Annotated in this window: 10 protein-coding genes; 8 read left to right on the forward strand and 2 right to left on the reverse strand. The window is 63.5% G+C overall.

Features of this window, described 5'->3' with window-relative positions; translation table 11 throughout:
* Positions 1-72 precede the first annotated feature (72 nt).
* The 8 genes from DFR40_RS08195 to fusA all read left to right on the forward strand — a co-directional run bounded on the left by DFR40_RS08195 (position 73) and on the right by fusA (position 12,612).
* Entirely contained in the window at positions 73-606 is a 534-nt protein-coding gene (locus DFR40_RS08195; protein WP_281270065.1) for a shikimate kinase, read from the forward strand.
* Positions 606-1,688 carry a 3-dehydroquinate synthase gene (gene aroB, locus DFR40_RS08200; RefSeq protein WP_121458247.1) on the forward strand — a complete coding sequence of 361 codons (1,083 nt, stop codon included), beginning with the start codon at positions 606-608 and terminating at the stop codon, positions 1,686-1,688. Before DFR40_RS08195 ends, aroB begins: the two co-directional genes overlap by 1 nt.
* A gap of 182 nt (positions 1,689-1,870) precedes the next feature.
* Entirely contained in the window at positions 1,871-6,511 is a 4,641-nt protein-coding gene (gene gltB / locus DFR40_RS08205) for a glutamate synthase large subunit (RefSeq protein ID WP_121458004.1), read from the forward strand.
* Positions 6,511-7,980: a glutamate synthase subunit beta gene (locus DFR40_RS08210; RefSeq protein ID WP_121458005.1), complete on the forward strand. Its 1,470-nt coding sequence runs from the start codon at positions 6,511-6,513 to the stop codon at positions 7,978-7,980. The genes gltB and DFR40_RS08210 overlap by 1 nt, the downstream gene beginning before the upstream one ends.
* 91 nt (positions 7,981-8,071) lie before the next feature.
* Positions 8,072-8,809 (forward strand): YEATS-associated helix-containing protein, encoded by a 738-nt coding sequence (locus DFR40_RS08215; protein ID WP_121458006.1) that lies wholly within the window; start codon positions 8,072-8,074, stop codon positions 8,807-8,809.
* 36 nt (positions 8,810-8,845) lie between these two features.
* The gene (gene glmU, locus DFR40_RS08220) at positions 8,846-10,204 is read left to right on the forward strand and encodes a bifunctional UDP-N-acetylglucosamine diphosphorylase/glucosamine-1-phosphate N-acetyltransferase GlmU (RefSeq protein ID WP_121458007.1); all 1,359 of its coding nucleotides are present in this window, start codon (positions 8,846-8,848) and stop codon (positions 10,202-10,204) included.
* Positions 10,204-10,527 (forward strand): hypothetical protein, encoded by a 324-nt coding sequence (locus tag DFR40_RS08225; protein WP_121458008.1) that lies wholly within the window; start codon positions 10,204-10,206, stop codon positions 10,525-10,527. The genes glmU and DFR40_RS08225 overlap by 1 nt, the downstream gene beginning before the upstream one ends.
* A gap of 33 nt (positions 10,528-10,560) precedes the next feature.
* Complete coding sequence (fusA, locus tag DFR40_RS08230) at positions 10,561-12,612, forward strand: elongation factor G (protein ID WP_121458009.1); 2,052 nt, start codon at positions 10,561-10,563, stop codon at positions 12,610-12,612.
* Between the two features lie 66 nt (positions 12,613-12,678).
* Here fusA and DFR40_RS08235 read toward each other — a convergent pair whose 3' ends face one another.
* Positions 12,679-13,413, reverse strand: coding sequence for a response regulator transcription factor (locus DFR40_RS08235; protein ID WP_121458010.1), 735 nt, complete (start codon positions 13,411-13,413; stop codon positions 12,679-12,681).
* Positions 13,410-15,434 carry a PAS-domain containing protein gene (locus DFR40_RS08240; RefSeq protein WP_121458011.1) on the reverse strand — a complete coding sequence of 675 codons (2,025 nt, stop codon included), beginning with the start codon at positions 15,432-15,434 and terminating at the stop codon, positions 13,410-13,412. The genes DFR40_RS08235 and DFR40_RS08240 overlap by 4 nt, the downstream gene beginning before the upstream one ends.
* Between the last annotated feature and the right edge of the window lie 252 nt (positions 15,435-15,686).

Below are 15,686 nucleotides of genomic sequence, written 5' to 3' on the forward strand. Positions count from 1 at the left end.
GGTTTGACAAAGAAAGGCCAGCGCGATGCTGGCTTTTTTTATTTGTGAGAAGGACTCAGTTAAAATCGAACCGTGAACTCAAATACAACGAACATCTACTTGGTTGGCCTCATGGGGGCAGGGAAAACTACGGTTGGCCGACAGTTGGCCAAGCGTCTTGGGTGGAAATTTTTCGACTCGGATCAGGAAATTGTCGCTCGTACCGGGGTGCCCATTCCGACAATATTTGAAATTGAGGGCGAGCTTGGGTTCCGCAGACGCGAAGCGCAAACCATTGCTGAATTGGTCAAAGAGCAAGCGGTGGTCGTGGCGACAGGTGGCGGAGCGGTGCTTGATCCAGAGAGCCGAAAGTTGTTGAAGGAATCCGGGTGGGTTGTGTATCTGAATGTGCCTCCGCTCATGCTGTACCAGAGAACGCGTCATGACCGAAACAGGCCGCTGCTACAAGTGAGTAATCCTCTGGAGCGTCTTGAATCGCTACATGCAATTCGCGATCCGCTCTACAGAGATGTGGCTGATCTAGTGGTCGAGGGGGGGCAGTTGTTGGCTGCCGGAGTGGTTCAATATTTGTTAAGGGAGTATGCGCGCAAATGCGAGGAGTCATGATGTCTAGTCTCCAGGTTTCTCTTGGGGATCGCAGTTATCCAATACACATTGGCCGTGGTTTGCTTGATGATGAAACCCTATTTTCCCCTTATGTCCAAGCGGGAAAAGTTGTTGTTGTCACCAATGAGACCGTCGCTCCGCTATTTCTTGCGGCACTAAGCTCGACGTTGCAGCGGCTTGGTGTGTCCATTTTGCCAGTGGTAGTGCCTGACGGGGAACGCTTCAAAACATGGGAAACGTTGAATACGATTTTCGATTCACTGCTGCGAGCGCATTGCGAGCGTAAAACCCCGTTGATAGCTATGGGTGGGGGGGTTGTTGGTGACATGGGGGGGTTTGCTGCTGCTTGTTATCAGAGGGGGATGCCTTTTATTCAAATTCCCACCACGTTGCTTTCGCTAGTGGATTCCTCGGTTGGCGGGAAAACGGCAATCAATCATCCACTCGGGAAGAACATGATTGGGGCTTTTTATCAGCCTCAAGTGGTACTTGCCGATATTGGTTTGCTTGATACGCTTCCCGATCGGGAATTCAAGGCCGGCCTGGCGGAGGTTATAAAATATGGTTTGATCCGTGATTATGACTTCCTGCTGTGGTTGGAGAGAAACATCGATAGGCTGCTTGCTCGCGAGACGGAGGCGGTGATTTATGCGGTGCGGCGCTCATGTGCAAACAAAGCCGAGGTGGTTGCTGCGGATGAGCGAGAGGGCGGGGTGCGCGCGTCACTGAACCTGGGGCATACCTTTGGTCATGCAATTGAGACGGGATTGGGATATGGCGAATGGCTGCATGGCGAGGCTGTCGCATCGGGCACGATGATTGCTGCAAGATTGTCGATGAGATTGGGTTGGCTCAGTTCCGAAGATGTTGAGCGTATTCGGGTGTTGTTCGTGAAGGCAGGTTTGCCCGTGATGGCTCCATCTCTTGGCGCGGCCCGTTATCTGGAGTTGATGCGGCACGACAAGAAGGTCGAGGGAGGGCGTTTGAGATTGGTGTTGTTGCGAGGTATCGGACAGGCGGTTCTGTCCAATCAGGTTCAGGATTGTGATATCGAAGCTGCGATTGTTGATAGTTGCACCTGAATGGTTGCTTGCTCTTGTGCGCCGCCCTTGGATGGTGCGATCAGTTTCTTGAAGTGCAATAGAAAAAGCCGCTAAAATTGAGGGTTGCCTAAATTTTGTGCCGGTGGCGGCTGCCTCGTGTCGTCCGGCTGTTTCATGCTTGGCCTGATATTCAGGCCAGATTAATTGAAGGAACGCGTGTGATGGAATCGGCTGTACCTGATCGGCAGGGTCTGTACGACCCCGCCAACGAGCACGACGCCTGTGGCGTGGGTTTCGTTGCCCATGTCAAGGGTCAGAAAAGTCACGGAATCATCGAGCAGGGTCTGCAGATCCTGAAAAACATCGATCACCGTGGCGCTGTCGGAGCCGATCCCTTGCAGGGTGACGGTGCTGGTATTCTGATCCAGATTCCTGATCAGTTTTACCGTGAGGAAATGGCCGCCCGTGGCGTCGATTTGCCGCCGGTTGGCGAATACGGTGTCGGCATGGTTTTCCTGCCGCAGGAAGCCGCGTCCCGCCACGCATGCGTCGAGGAAATCGAGCGCTCGATTGCGGCCGAAGGCCAGCGTCTGCTTGGCTGGCGTGAAGTCCCGGTCAATGCCGACATGCCGATGTCGCCGACGGTACGTGCCAAGGAGCCGGTGATTCGTCAGGTGTTCGTTGGTCGCGGTCCGGATGTGTTCGTGACCGACGCGCTCGAGCGCAAGCTGTACATCATCCGCCGCCGTGCCGCCAATGCGATCAAGTCCTTGAACCTGAAGCACGGGCAAGAGTTTTACGTTCCTTCGTTTTCTGCACGTACCGTCAACTACAAGGGGCTGCTGCTCGCTGATCAGGTTGGCGTCTACTACCTCGATCTTCAGGACAAGCGGACGGTGTCGGCTCTTGCGCTGGTGCACCAGCGGTTCTCGACCAACACTTTCCCGACCTGGGATCTGGCACATCCGTTCCGCTATATCGCGCACAATGGCGAAATCAACACTGTTCGCGGTAACGTTAACTGGTTCAAGGCTCGCGAGCAGGCGATTTCGTCGCCGATTCTCGGGGAGGACCTGAAAAAGGTCTGGCCGTTGCATTACCCCGGTCAGTCCGACTCGGCAGCGTTCGATAACGCACTCGAGTTGCTGGTCATGGGCGGCGGCTATTCCCTGGCGCAAGCCGTCATGCTGATGATCCCGGAAGCCTGGGAAAAACATTCGACGATGGACGAGAATCGTCGTGCCTTCTACGAATACCATGCCGCGATGATGGAGCCGTGGGATGGCCCGGCAGCCGTCGCGTTCACCGACGGTCGGCAGATCGGCGCGACGCTCGATCGCAACGGCCTGCGTCCGGCACGCTATCTCGTCACCGACGACGATTTCGTGGTCATGGCTTCGGAGTCGGGCGTGCTGCCGATTCCCGAGAAGAAGATCGTCAAGAAGTGGCGTCTGCAGCCGGGCAAGATGTTCCTGATCGATATGGAGCAAGGGCGCATCATTGACGACAAGGAATTGAAGGATTCCCTGGCCAATGCCAAGCCCTATCGTGAGTGGATCGAGAAGATCCGCATCAAGCTCGATGAAGTGCCGTGCCCGGGAACTCCGGCAGCGATCGAGTCGTCGGCGCCGTTGCTTGATCGACAGCAGGCTTTCGGCTTCACGCAGGAAGACATCAAGGTCATCCTCGAGCCGATGGTCCAGAGTGGTGAAGAGCCGACTGGCTCGATGGGCACCGATTCGGCGTTGCCGGTCCTGTCGAAGAAGAACAAGACCCTTTATACCTACTTCAAGCAACTGTTCGCTCAGGTGACCAACCCGCCGATCGATCCGATCCGCGAAGAGCTGGTCATGTCGCTGGTGTCCTTCATCGGTCCGAAGCCGAACCTGCTCAACACCGCCGACATCAATCCGCCGATCCGCCTGGAAGTGTCCCAGCCGGTATTGTCGTTCTCGGACATCGAGAAGCTGCGCAACATCGAGCAGTACACTTCCGGCAAGTTCCGTTCGTTCGAACTCGACATCTGCTATCCGGTCGCCTGGGGCAAGGAGGGGATCGAAGCCCGCCTCGCTTCGCTGGCCGCCGATGCCGAGGATGCCGTCCGTTCCGGTGCGAACATCCTGATCGTTTCGGACCGCAAGCTCGATGCCGAGCACGTCGCGATTCCCGCGCTGCTGGCGACTTCGACGATCCATCAGCATCTGGTCAAGAAGGGCTTGCGCACCTCGACCGGTCTGGTTGTCGAGACTGGTTCGGCGCGCGAGGTCCATCACTTTGCTCTGCTGGGTGGATATGGGGCGGAAGCCGTGCATCCCTATCTCGCGCTCGAAACCATCGAGAGCCTGGCCAAGGGCGATGCCGAAAAAGCCGAGAAATTCACCAAGAATTTCATCAAGGCAATCGGCAAGGGCCTGTGCAAGGTCATGTCGAAGATGGGTATTTCGACCTACATGTCGTACACCGGTGCCCAGATTTTCGAGGCCATCGGCCTGAAGAAGGACTTCATCGAGAAGTATTTCACCGGTACGCCGTCGAATGTCGAGGGTATCGGCATCTTCGAAGTCGCCGAAGAAGCCATTCGCCTGCACGACGAAGCCTTCTCTGCCGACCCGGTGCTGGCCGGAATGCTCGATGCCGGTGGCGAGTATGCCTTCCGCACGCGTGGCGAAGAACACATGTGGACGCCAGACTCGATCGCCAAGCTGCAGCATTCGACCCGCTCCGGCAAGTACGAGACCTACAAGGAATACGCCAAGCTGATCAACGACCAGACCAAGCGTCACCTGACGCTGCGTGGTCTGTTCGAGTTCAAGCCGCAAGCCAGCCCGGTCCCGCTCGAGGAAGTCGAGTCGGCTAAGGAGATCGTCAAGCGTTTTGCCACTGGCGCGATGTCGCTCGGTTCGATCTCGACCGAAGCGCATACGACGCTGGCCATCGCGATGAACCGTATCGGCGGCAAGTCCAACACCGGAGAAGGTGGTGAGGATGCCAAGCGCTTCCTGCCGCTGAAGGCTGGTCAGAAGCTTTCCGAGGTTGTCGGCGCCTCGCGCATCGAGCGCGATTACGAGTTCAAGGATGGCGATTCGCTGCGTTCGGCGATCAAGCAGGTCGCCTCCGGTCGTTTCGGCGTCACCACCGAATATCTGGTCAATGCCGACCAGATCCAGATCAAGATGGCCCAGGGCGCCAAGCCCGGTGAAGGCGGTCAGTTGCCGGGTACCAAGGTCTCCGAGTACATCGGCAAGCTGCGCCACTCGGTGCCGGGCGTGACCCTGATCTCGCCGCCGCCGCACCATGACATCTATTCGATCGAGGATCTGGCCCAGCTCATTCATGACCTGAAGAACGCCAATTCGCAGGCCTCGATCTCGGTCAAGCTGGTTTCCGAGGTTGGTGTCGGCACCGTTGCCGCTGGCGTTGCCAAGGCCAAGGCCGACCACATCGTCATCGCTGGTTTCGACGGTGGTACCGGCGCTTCGCCGGTGTCGTCGATCAAGCACGCGGGGACGCCTTGGGAACTGGGCCTTTCCGAGACCCAGCAGACACTGGTGCTGAACCGCCTGCGCTCGCGCATCCGCCTGCAGGTCGATGGTCAGATGAAGACCGGGCGCGACGTCGTCATCGGCGCCCTGCTCGGTGCCGATGAGTTCGGTTTTGCCACCGCGCCGCTGGTCGTCGAAGGTTGCATCATGATGCGCAAGTGCCATCTGAACACCTGCCCTGTCGGCGTTGCCACGCAGGATCCGGAATTGCGCAAGCGCTTCTCCGGCCAGCCCGAGCATGTCGTCAATTACTTCTTCTTCGTTGCCGAGGAAGTACGCGAGATCATGGCGCAACTCGGTATCCGCAAGTTCGACGATCTCGTCGGCCGGGTCGACCTGCTCGACACGCGTGCCGGTATCGAGCACTGGAAGGCCAAGGGTCTCGATTTCTCCAAGGTTTTCCATCAGCCGAACGTGCCTGTCGAGGTGCCGCGCCGTCATACCGAAGGCCAGGATCATGGTCTCGAAAAGGCGCTCGATCACAAGCTGATCGAACAAGCCAAGAAGGCGCTCGAAAAGGGCCAGAAAGTCCAGATCGAGACGACCATCATCAACGTCAACCGCACCTGCGGCACCATGCTTTCCGGTGAAGTTGCCCGCCGCTACGGCAATGCCGGCCTGCCGGACGACACCATCCACGTCAAGCTGACCGGTACCGCTGGCCAGGCTTTTGGCGCCTTCCTGGCGCGGGGCGTGACGCTGGAGCTGATCGGCGAAGGCAACGACTACGTTGGCAAGGGCCTCTCCGGTGGCCGCATCATCATCAAGCCGAGTCCGGATTTCCGCGGCGACACGCAACAGAACATCATTGTCGGCAACACCGTGATGTACGGCGCCACCGAGGGTGAGTCCTTCCTCGCCGGCGTCGGCGGAGAACGCTTCTGCGTCCGCAATTCCGGGGCGACGGCCGTGGTCGAAGGCGTTGGTGATCACGGTTGCGAGTACATGACTGGTGGCACCGTCGTCGTCCTCGGCATGACTGGTCGCAACTTCGCGGCCGGCATGTCGGGCGGCATCGCCTACGTGCTCGACGAGGACGGCAGCTTCAAGCAGCGCTGCAATCTCGCCCAGGTGGCACTCGAGAAGGTCGTGCCGGCCAGCCGTCACGTTGCCGGCGAGCCGCTGCACGGCGGTCTGGCGGATGAAACCCAGCTCAAGGAGCTGATCACCCGCCATGCCGAATACACCGGCAGCGCAACTGCCAAGCGACTGCTTGCCGACTGGGATGCCAGCCGCGAGAAGTTCGTCAAAGTCTATCCGCACGAATACAAGCGCGCCCTCACGGAAATGGCCGCTGCTGCACGGAAGGAGGCCGCATAATGGGCAAGCCGACTGGTTTCATGGAATTCGAACGCCTCGAGGAGGCTTACGAACCGGTTGAAAAGCGTCTGACGCACTACAAGGAATTCGTCCAGACGCTGGCCGACGATGCGGCCAAGACCCAGGGCGCGCGCTGCATGGACTGTGGCATCCCGTTCTGCAACAACGGTTGCCCGGTGAACAACATCATTCCGGACTGGAATGACCTGGTTTATCGCGGCAACTGGAAGCAGGCGCTCGAGGTTCTGCATTCGACCAACAACTTCCCCGATTTCACCGGCCGTATCTGTCCGGCGCCCTGCGAAGCCGCCTGTACGCTCGGCATCAATGCGGCGCCGGTGGGCATCAAGTCGATCGAGCACTTCATCATCGACAAGGGCTGGGAAATGGGCTGGGTCGTGCCGCAACCGGCCAAGGTCAAGACCGGCAAGAAGGTCGCCATCGTCGGTTCCGGACCGGCCGGCATGGCTGCGGCGCAGCAGCTGGCACGCGTCGGCCACGACGTCACGGTGTTCGAGAAGTCGAGCCGGATCGGTGGTCTGCTTGGCTTCGGCATCCCCGACTTCAAGCTCAACAAGTCGGTGATCGATCGTCGCGTTGCGCAGATGGAAGCCGAGGGCGTGGTCTTCCGGACCAAGGTCATCGTCGGAGACAAGGCGATCCCGGCCGGCATCAACAATGATGCCACCGAGACGGTTTCCGCCGCGCAACTGAAGAAGGATTTCGACGCGGTGATCCTCGCCGCCGGTTCGGAGGTGCCGCGCGATCTGCCGGTGCCCGGACGCGAACTCAAGGGCGTCTATGCCGCGCTGGAGTTCCTGATTCCGCAGAACAAGGAAGTCCAGCAAGGCGTCAAGAATCCGATCAACGTCAAGGGCAAGCACGTCATCGTCATCGGTGGCGGCGATACCGGCTCCGATTGCGTGGGCACCAGCTATCGCCACGGTGCTGCCTCGGTGACCCAGTTCGAACTGATGCCGGCGCCGCCGGAGCAGGAAGACAAGCCGCTGACCTGGCCGTACTGGCCGCTGAAGATGCGGACCTCCTCGTCGCACAAGGAAGGTGCGACGGTGCGCGAGTTCGCCGTGGCAACCAAGGCCTTCGTCGACGATGGCAAGGGCAACGTCAAGGCGCTCAAGGCCGTACGCGTCGAATGGGTAGGCGGCAAGATGAGCGAAGTTGCCGGCTCCGAGTTCGAATTGCCGTGCGATGCCGCCTTCCTGGCGATGGGCTTCGTCAATCCGGTCGGCAGCCTGCTCGATGCCTTCGGTGTCGACAAGGATGCCCGCAACAACGCCAAGGCGACGACCGACGGCGAAGGCTGCTACAAGACCAGCGTCGACGGCGTCTATGCCGCCGGCGACGTCCGTCGCGGTCAGTCGCTGGTGGTCTGGGCGATCCGCGAAGGACGCCAGGCCGCGCGCGAAGTCGATGCCTTCCTGATGGGATCGAGCGCCCTGCCGCGCTGATCCGTTGCACAGTGTTGCAAAACCCCGCCGGTTTCGACCCGCGGGGTTTTTGTTTATGTGAAAATGCGGAATCGTTCAAAGGGGGAAAGCGATGTCCAACGATTTGCAATCCGCGTTCCAGATCAGCATGCCCAACGGCGGACTCGACGGCCACATGCTGCTGATCCTGGCGATCATGGTGCTGGCCGGCATACTCGGCGGTACCGCCAATTATTTCCTGGCCGAGCGCAATGGCGAACCGGCCGCCCGCGACTGGCTGAAATACCCGGTTTTCGGCATGGTGGCGGCGTTGACCGTGCCCCTGTTCCTGAACATGATTTCCAGCACCCTGCTCGAGGGCGCGCGGACCAAGCCGATCGATTTCTACGTTTTCGGCGGCTTCTGCCTGATCTACGTGGTCGCTTCGCGCCGCCTGTTCGAGAACCTGGCCCAGCGCCTGCTCGGCCAGATGGAGCAGGTCCGCCGCGACGTCGGCCAGTTGCGCCAGAAGCGCGACGAGGCGCCGGTGGTGGTGACGCCGCCGCGTGTCGAGGCGGAGCCGGCCAAGCCGCAGGAGCCCGACCCGCGCGAGGTGCTTTCCTACAACGACGTCGAAATCCTGCGTGCCCTGGCCGAAGAGCGTTTCGTCTATGGCAACCTCGCCGGTGTCTGCGAACGCACCGGCCTGCAGCGCGATTTCGTCAGCCAGCGGCTGACCGTGATGAAGGCCCTCGGCGTCATCGAAACCCGGATCAACGACAAGAACGTCCTGCATTGGTTCGTTTCTCCCCGGGGCAAGGCCGTTCTCGACGAACTGGTCGGCGCCCAGGGCGACAAGCGCACCGCCTGACAACCGGCGGCTGCGGCCGCCCAGCCACGAAAACCCATGAACATCGTCATTCTCGCTGCCGGCCAGGGCAAGCGCATGCATTCCAACCTGCCCAAGGTCCTTCATCCCGTGGCCGGCAAGCCGCTGGCCGGGCATGTCATCGACAACGCGCGCCAGCTGGCGCCGGAAAAACTGATCGTCGTGCACGGGCACGGCGGTGACGTCGTCCGGGCGACGCTGGCCGCGCCCGACATCTGCTGGGCCGAGCAGGCGCAGCAGCTGGGTACCGGCCACGCGCTGGCGCAGGCGCTGCCGCAGCTCGCCAGCTCGGCGCAGACGCTGGTCCTCTACGGCGACGTGCCGCTGACCACGCCGGCGACCTTGCAGCGCCTGCTGCACGCCGGCCGCGACGCGCTGGCGATCCTCACCGTCGATCTCGCCGACCCGACCGGCTACGGGCGCATCGTCCGCGATGAGCGTGGCGAGGTCTGTCGCATCGTCGAGCAGAAGGATGCCAGCGAGGCCGAGAAGGCGATCCGCGAGGTCAACACTGGGATCATGGCGATCCCGACTGCGCGCCTGGCCGACTGGCTCGGCCGCCTGAAGAACGACAACGCCCAGGGCGAGTACTACCTGACCGACATCGTCGCGCTGGCGGTGGCCGAAGGGCTGCCGGTGCGGACCGCGCAACCGGACGGCGAATGGGAGGTGCTCGGCGTCAACAGCAAGGTGCAACTGGCCGAGCTCGAGCGTCAGCACCAGCGCAACATCGCTGCCGGCCTGCTGGTTGCCGGTGTCCGCCTGGCCGATCCGGCACGCATCGATGTGCGCGGCGAACTGCGCCATGGGCGCGATGTCGCGATCGATGTCGGCTGCGTCTTCGAGGGCGTCGTCGAGCTTGGCGATGCGGTCGAGATCGGACCCTACTGCGTGCTCAGGAATGTCCGCGTCGGTGCGGGTACGCGCATCGCCGCCTTCTGCCACTGCGAGGACGCGGTCATCGGCGCGGATGGCGTGATCGGGCCTTACGCCCGCCTGCGTCCGGGGGCCGAACTCGGGCCCGAGGTGCATGTCGGCAACTTCGTCGAGATCAAGAAGAGCCGCATCGGGGCCCAGTCCAAGGCCAACCATCTGGCCTACATCGGCGACGCCGAGATCGGCCAGCGGGTCAATGTCGGTGCCGGTACCATCACCTGCAACTACGATGGCGTGAACAAGCACAAGACGGTGATCGAGGACGATGCCTTCATCGGCTCCGACACCCAATTGGTGGCGCCGGTCACCGTCGGTCGCGGGGCGACCCTCGGCGCCGGCACGACGCTGACGAAAAATGCCCCGGCCGATGCGTTGACCGTGACCCGCGTCAAGCAGACGACACTGGTCGGCTGGCAGCGCCCGCGCAAGGGAGGCAAGTGATGGACGGCTGGTTCGTCAGTTTCGCCGTCGCCACCTCGCTGCTCCTGGCCGGCGGCGGTGCGCTGCTGCTGGTCGGCTACATCGGCACGCTGCCGGCGGCGATCAGCTTTGGCTGGCGCAAGGCGCTGCCGGTGCTGCTGCTGCCGGTGGCCGGTCCGCTGTGGTTCGCCTGCACCCAGGGCGACGATTTCCGTACAGCGCGCTGGCAGTTGATCGGCGCGCTCGTCCTGCTGGCGCTGGCGACGGCGCTGATCCTCGGCCTCGGGCCGTATTTCGCCGAGCGGCTGGTCGCCGAGATGGCCGAGGCAGCGAAGATGCGCTAGTCTCACAGGACAATTCGTTCAGGGAGAAGAAGAATGGCCAAGCACACGACTGAATCCCTTCGCACCGTCGCCCTCGTTGGCCACGGTGCCGCCGGCAAGACCAGCCTGGCGGAGGCGCTGCTCCATGCGACCGGCGCGATTCCCGCGAAAGGCACGATCGAACGGGGCAGCACCGTCTGCGACTTCGATGCCCAGGAAAAGGAAGCCGGCCATTCCCTGAACACCGCGGTCTTCTCGATCGAACACGAAGCGACCCGCATCCATGCGCTCGACACGCCCGGCTATCCGGATTTCGTCGGCCAGGCGATCGCCGCGCTGGCCGGCGTCGATACCGCGCTGATCGTCATCAACGCCCAGACCGGCATCGAGCTGATGAGCGAGCGCATGATGCGCCACGCCGCCGAGCGCAAGCTGTGCCGGATGATCGTGATCAACAAGATCGACGCCGACAATCTCGACCTGCCCGGCCTGGTGGCCGACATCCGCGAGCGCTTCGGCAAGCAGTGCATGCTCCTCGACCTGCCGGCGCACGGCGCCGCCGACGTTGTCGAAGTCCTCGAACACGACAGCGGCGATGCCGACTTCGCGTCGGTCGCCGCCGCCCACCGCGCGCTGATCGACCAGATCGTCGAGGAGGACGAAGATCTCCTCGCGCAATACCTGGAAGACGGGGCCGATCCGAGTGGCGAGGCGCTGCACGCGCCCTTCGAGAAGGCGCTGCGCGAAGGCCACCTGATTCCCATCCTGTTCACCTCGGCCAGGACCGGCGCCGGCATCCGGGAGCTGCTGCACGTGCTGGCGACGCTGGCGCCGAACCCGGCCGAGGGCAACCCGCCGCCCTTCCACAAGGGCGAGCCGGGCGGGGAAATCGAGGCCTTCCATGCCGAGCCGGATGCCGGCAAGCACGTACTGGCGCATGTCTTCAAGGTCGTTGCCGATCCCTACCTGGGCAAGATCGGCGTCTTCCGCGTGCACCAGGGCACGGTGAAGAAGGACATGCAGCTCTTCGTCGGCGACGGCAAGCGTCCGTTCAAGGTCGCCCATCTTTACCGCCTGCAGGGCAAGGACACGGTCGAAGTCGATGCCCTGGTGCCGGGCGACATCGGTGCCGTGGCCAAGGTCGAGGAAATCGAGTTCGACTGCGTCCTGCACGACTCGCACGACGAGGATCACATCCATCTGCTGCCGCTCGAATTCCCGCGGCCGATGGCCGGGCTGGCCGTGGAAACGAAGAAGAAGGGCGACGAGCAGCGGCTGTTCGACGTCCTCGCCAAGCTGGCGATGGAGGATCCGACCTTTGTCGTCGAGCGTCATCCGAGCAGCAACGAGACGGTCATCCGCGGCCTCGGTGACATGCACCTGAAAGCCAAGCTGGCGCGCATGGCCGGCCAGTACAAGCTCGAGGTCGATACGCGGCCGCCGCGCATCGCCTATCGCGAGACGATCGCCGCGCCGGCCGAGGCTGCCTACCGGCACAAGAAGCAGTCGGGCGGCGCCGGCCAGTTCGGCGAGGTGCATCTGCGCGTCGAGCCGCTCGAGCGCGGCGCCGGCTTCGTCTTCGTCGATGCGGTCAAGGGCGGGGTGATCCCCGGCGTGTTCATGCCGGCCGTCGAGAAGGGCGTGCGTCAGGCGCTGGCCGGCGGCGTTGTTGCCGGCTACCCGGTCGAGGATGTCAAGGTCACCGTCTTCGACGGCAAGACGCATGCCGTCGACGGCAAGGAAGTGGCGTTCACCATCGCCGGTCGCAAGGCGGTCGTCGAGGCGATCCGCAATGCCCGGCCGAGCGTGCTCGAGCCGATCGTGAGCATCGAGATCGTCGCACCGGAAGCGGCGATCGGCGATCTCACCGGCGATCTCGCCGGGCGCCGTGGCCACATCACCGGTACCGACGGCCGTGCCCACGGCTTCGCCGCGATCACCGGCGAGGTGCCGCTGGCCGAGCTCGACGACTACCAGTCGCGGCTGAAGTCGCTGACCGGCGGCCGCGGCAGCTACGTCATCGATTTCGCCCGCTACGCGGCGGTGCCGCCGAACGTCCAGCAGCAACTGGCGAGCCGCTTCCAGTTGCACGACGACGACGAATAATCGGGCAAGTTCACGGTCGACCGTGACTTTCGGGCAAAAACGGGCCGCCGTGCGCGCGGCCCGTTTTCATTCGCCGTCGCCGGGGCGCCCGTCCGACCAGTCCACCGCCGCCAGGAACAGGTAGCCGGCGCCGTACACGGTCTTGATGAACGACGGGCTGTCGGCGGCAGGTTCCAGCTTGCGCCGCAGCCGCGAGATGCGGACGTCGATGGCGCGGTCGCTCGGGCTGACGTCGCGGGTGCCCATCAGTTTCTCGCGGTGCAGGATGCGGTTGGGATGGTTGACGAAGACCTTGAGCAGCTCGGCCTCCGCCGTGCTGAGCAGGTGTTCCTCGCCGGCCGGGCCGCGCAGCGTGTTGTTGCCGAGGTTGAACTGCCAGCCGCCGAAACTGGCGACCTGGCTCGGCGGCGTGTCGGGAATGCTCTCGCGCCGGCGCAGGATGCTGCGCACGCGGGCGACCAGCTCGCGCGGTTCGAAAGGCTTGAGCATGTAATCGTCGGCGCCGAGCTCGAGGCCCATGACGCGGTCGCTGACGTGGGCGCGCCCGGTCAGGATCATGATGCCGCAGGCGGTCTGCGTGCGTACCCGCTGCATCGCCTCGATGCCGTCCATGTCGGGCAGGCCGAGGTCGATGATGCACAGCGCCGGGGCCAGGTTGCGCAGGCGGCGCAGCAGTTCGCCGCCGCTGCGGCACCACAGCGTGCGGAAACCGAAGTCGGCGAGTACCTGTTCGATGATGCGGGCGACGTCTGGATCGTCCTCGACGATCGCGATCAGCTTGCCGCCGTCGTTGTCCTTCATGCTTTCTCCTCTCGTTGTGCGCGCTGCAGTGCCCGAGCCAGGTCCTGGCGGACGAAGGGCTTGGCCAGCACGGGCATGGTGCCGGCGGCGCCATCCTCGTCGGCGTAGCCGCTCATCAGCACGATCTGCATCCGGGGCAGCGCTTGTTGTATGCGTTCGGCCAACTGGCGGCCGTTGAGTTCGCCGGGCATCAGGATGTCGGAGACGACGATGGCGATGTCCGGGATCTGCTCGACCATGGCCAGCGCCTGGGTCGCGTCCTCGGCCTCGATCACCGGGTGGCCGAGGTCGATCAGCTGCTGGCGGACGACGCGGCGGACGTCGGCATCGTCCTCGACGAGCAGGACCAGGTCGCCGCCGGCCGCCGGCACCAGCAGTTCGTCGATGCCGGCCTCGGCGAGCGGGGCGGCGGTGTGCGGCAGCACGATCTCGACCTGGGTGCCGCGCCCCGGCTCGCTGTGAATGCGCATGCCGCCGCCCGACTGGCGGACGAAACCCTGGGCCATGGCCAGGCCGAGGCCGCTGCCGAGACCGAGGCGCTTGGTGGTGAAGAAGGGCTCTCCGGCGTGGGCCAGCGTCGCCGCGTCCATGCCGCAGCCGTCGTCGGCGACGGCAATGGCGACGTAACGGCCGGGGGCAACCTCGAAGGCGGCGGTTTCCGGCGCGTCGGCGGGCAGCTCGGCGAAATCGGCCGAGATTGTCAGGCGGCCGCCGTCGGGCATCGCGTCGCGGGCATTGAGCGCGAAGTTGAGCAGGGCGCTTTCGAGCTGGGCAGGGTCGACGCGGGCGCCGAGCGTTTTTTCGCCGCAACGGCAGTCGACCGTGATCGACTCGGGCAGCGTTCGCCGGATCAGCCGGGTGAGGTCGCCGATCAGCGGCACGATGTCCACCGCCTGCGGTTCCAGCGGTTGCTGCCGCGAGTAGGTGAGCAGCCGGCGGATCAGCTGCACGCCGCGGCGCGCCGACTGCAGCGCCGGCGACACGAAATCGGCGATCGCCGGGTCGTCCGGGCGGTGGTCCTGGAGTGCCGCCAGGTTGCCGATGATCACCGTCAGCAGGTTGTTGAAGTCGTGCGCCAGGCCGCCGGTCAGGCGGCCGACCGCCTCCAGCTTCTGCGCCTGCAGCAGCGCCGCCTGCATCCGCTTCTGCTCGGTGATGTCGTAGGAAAAGACGAAGAAGCCGAGCGTCTGGCCGTCGCCGCCGATTTCCGGGACCAGCGTGCTGTGCGCGAACACCGTCTGGCCGTGGCGCAGCATCCGGTATTCGTAGCTGACGCGTTCGCCGGAGAGCGCCCGGCGCACCGAGCCGGCGACCTGGGCATAGACCTCCGGGCCGACGACTTCCGGCACCGTGCGCCCGGTGACGCTGCCTTCGGGCAGGCAGTACCAGTCGGAGTAACCCTTGTTGGTGTACTGGTAGGTCTCGTTGCGGTCGACGTAGCCGATCAGGATCGGAATGGTGTCGTTGATCAGGCGCAGGCGCGCCTCGCTGCGGCCGAGCGCGGCGGCGATGCGTTCCTTCTCGGCATTGGCGCGGCGCAGGTTGGCGTTGGCGTTCTCGAGCTGGGCGGTGCGCCGGCGGACCCGCTCGTCGAGCTGGATGTTCTGGTGTTCGCTGAGGTTCTGCAGGTAGCGCTCTTCAGTGACATCGCTGTAGAGGGTGACGAAGCCGCCCTGCGGCAGCGGTTCGCAGCGCAGTTGCAGGAGGCGGCCGTTGGCCCGCCGGTGCTCGCGCAGCTGCGGGCCGGCGCAGCTGTCGGCGAGGCGCTCGGCGACCAGCGTCTCGATGTCGCCGGGGCCGTATTCGCCGCGCCGGGCGTTGCAGCGGACGAAATCGGCGAAGGGCGTGCCGCGTCGGGCCAGCGTCTCGGGGAATTCGAACAGCTCGAGGAAAGGCCGGTTCCAGGCAACCAGCGTCAGCTCGCGGTCGAACACGCTGATGCCCTGGTCGAGCAGGTCGAGTCCGGCCTGGAGCATGTCGTGGCGGGGTTCGGGGGCGTCGGCGGGCGGTCGTTTCGGCATCGCGGGATTCTAGAGCATGGGGGTTGCCGGGGATGTTGCCTGCAATGATTCGTTACATTGCGCCAATAGTTGCGCAAGACTATTCTGCGATGCTTCGGCCAACAACAAAAGAATGCTTGCCATAAAGGAGAACAGCACTCCGGCAAGTGTCGAGAGGAGATCGGCCGGGCCATCAGGTCCGGCCTCCCTTTTCAGCCGTTTTCGTAGCCTGCTCCGCCCCCGGCGGAGCTTCGGACGCCTGTCCGCCAGGTG

Source organism: Azonexus fungiphilus (assembly GCF_003634965.1).
Taxonomy (GTDB): Bacteria; Pseudomonadota; Gammaproteobacteria; order Burkholderiales; family Rhodocyclaceae; genus Azonexus; species Azonexus fungiphilus.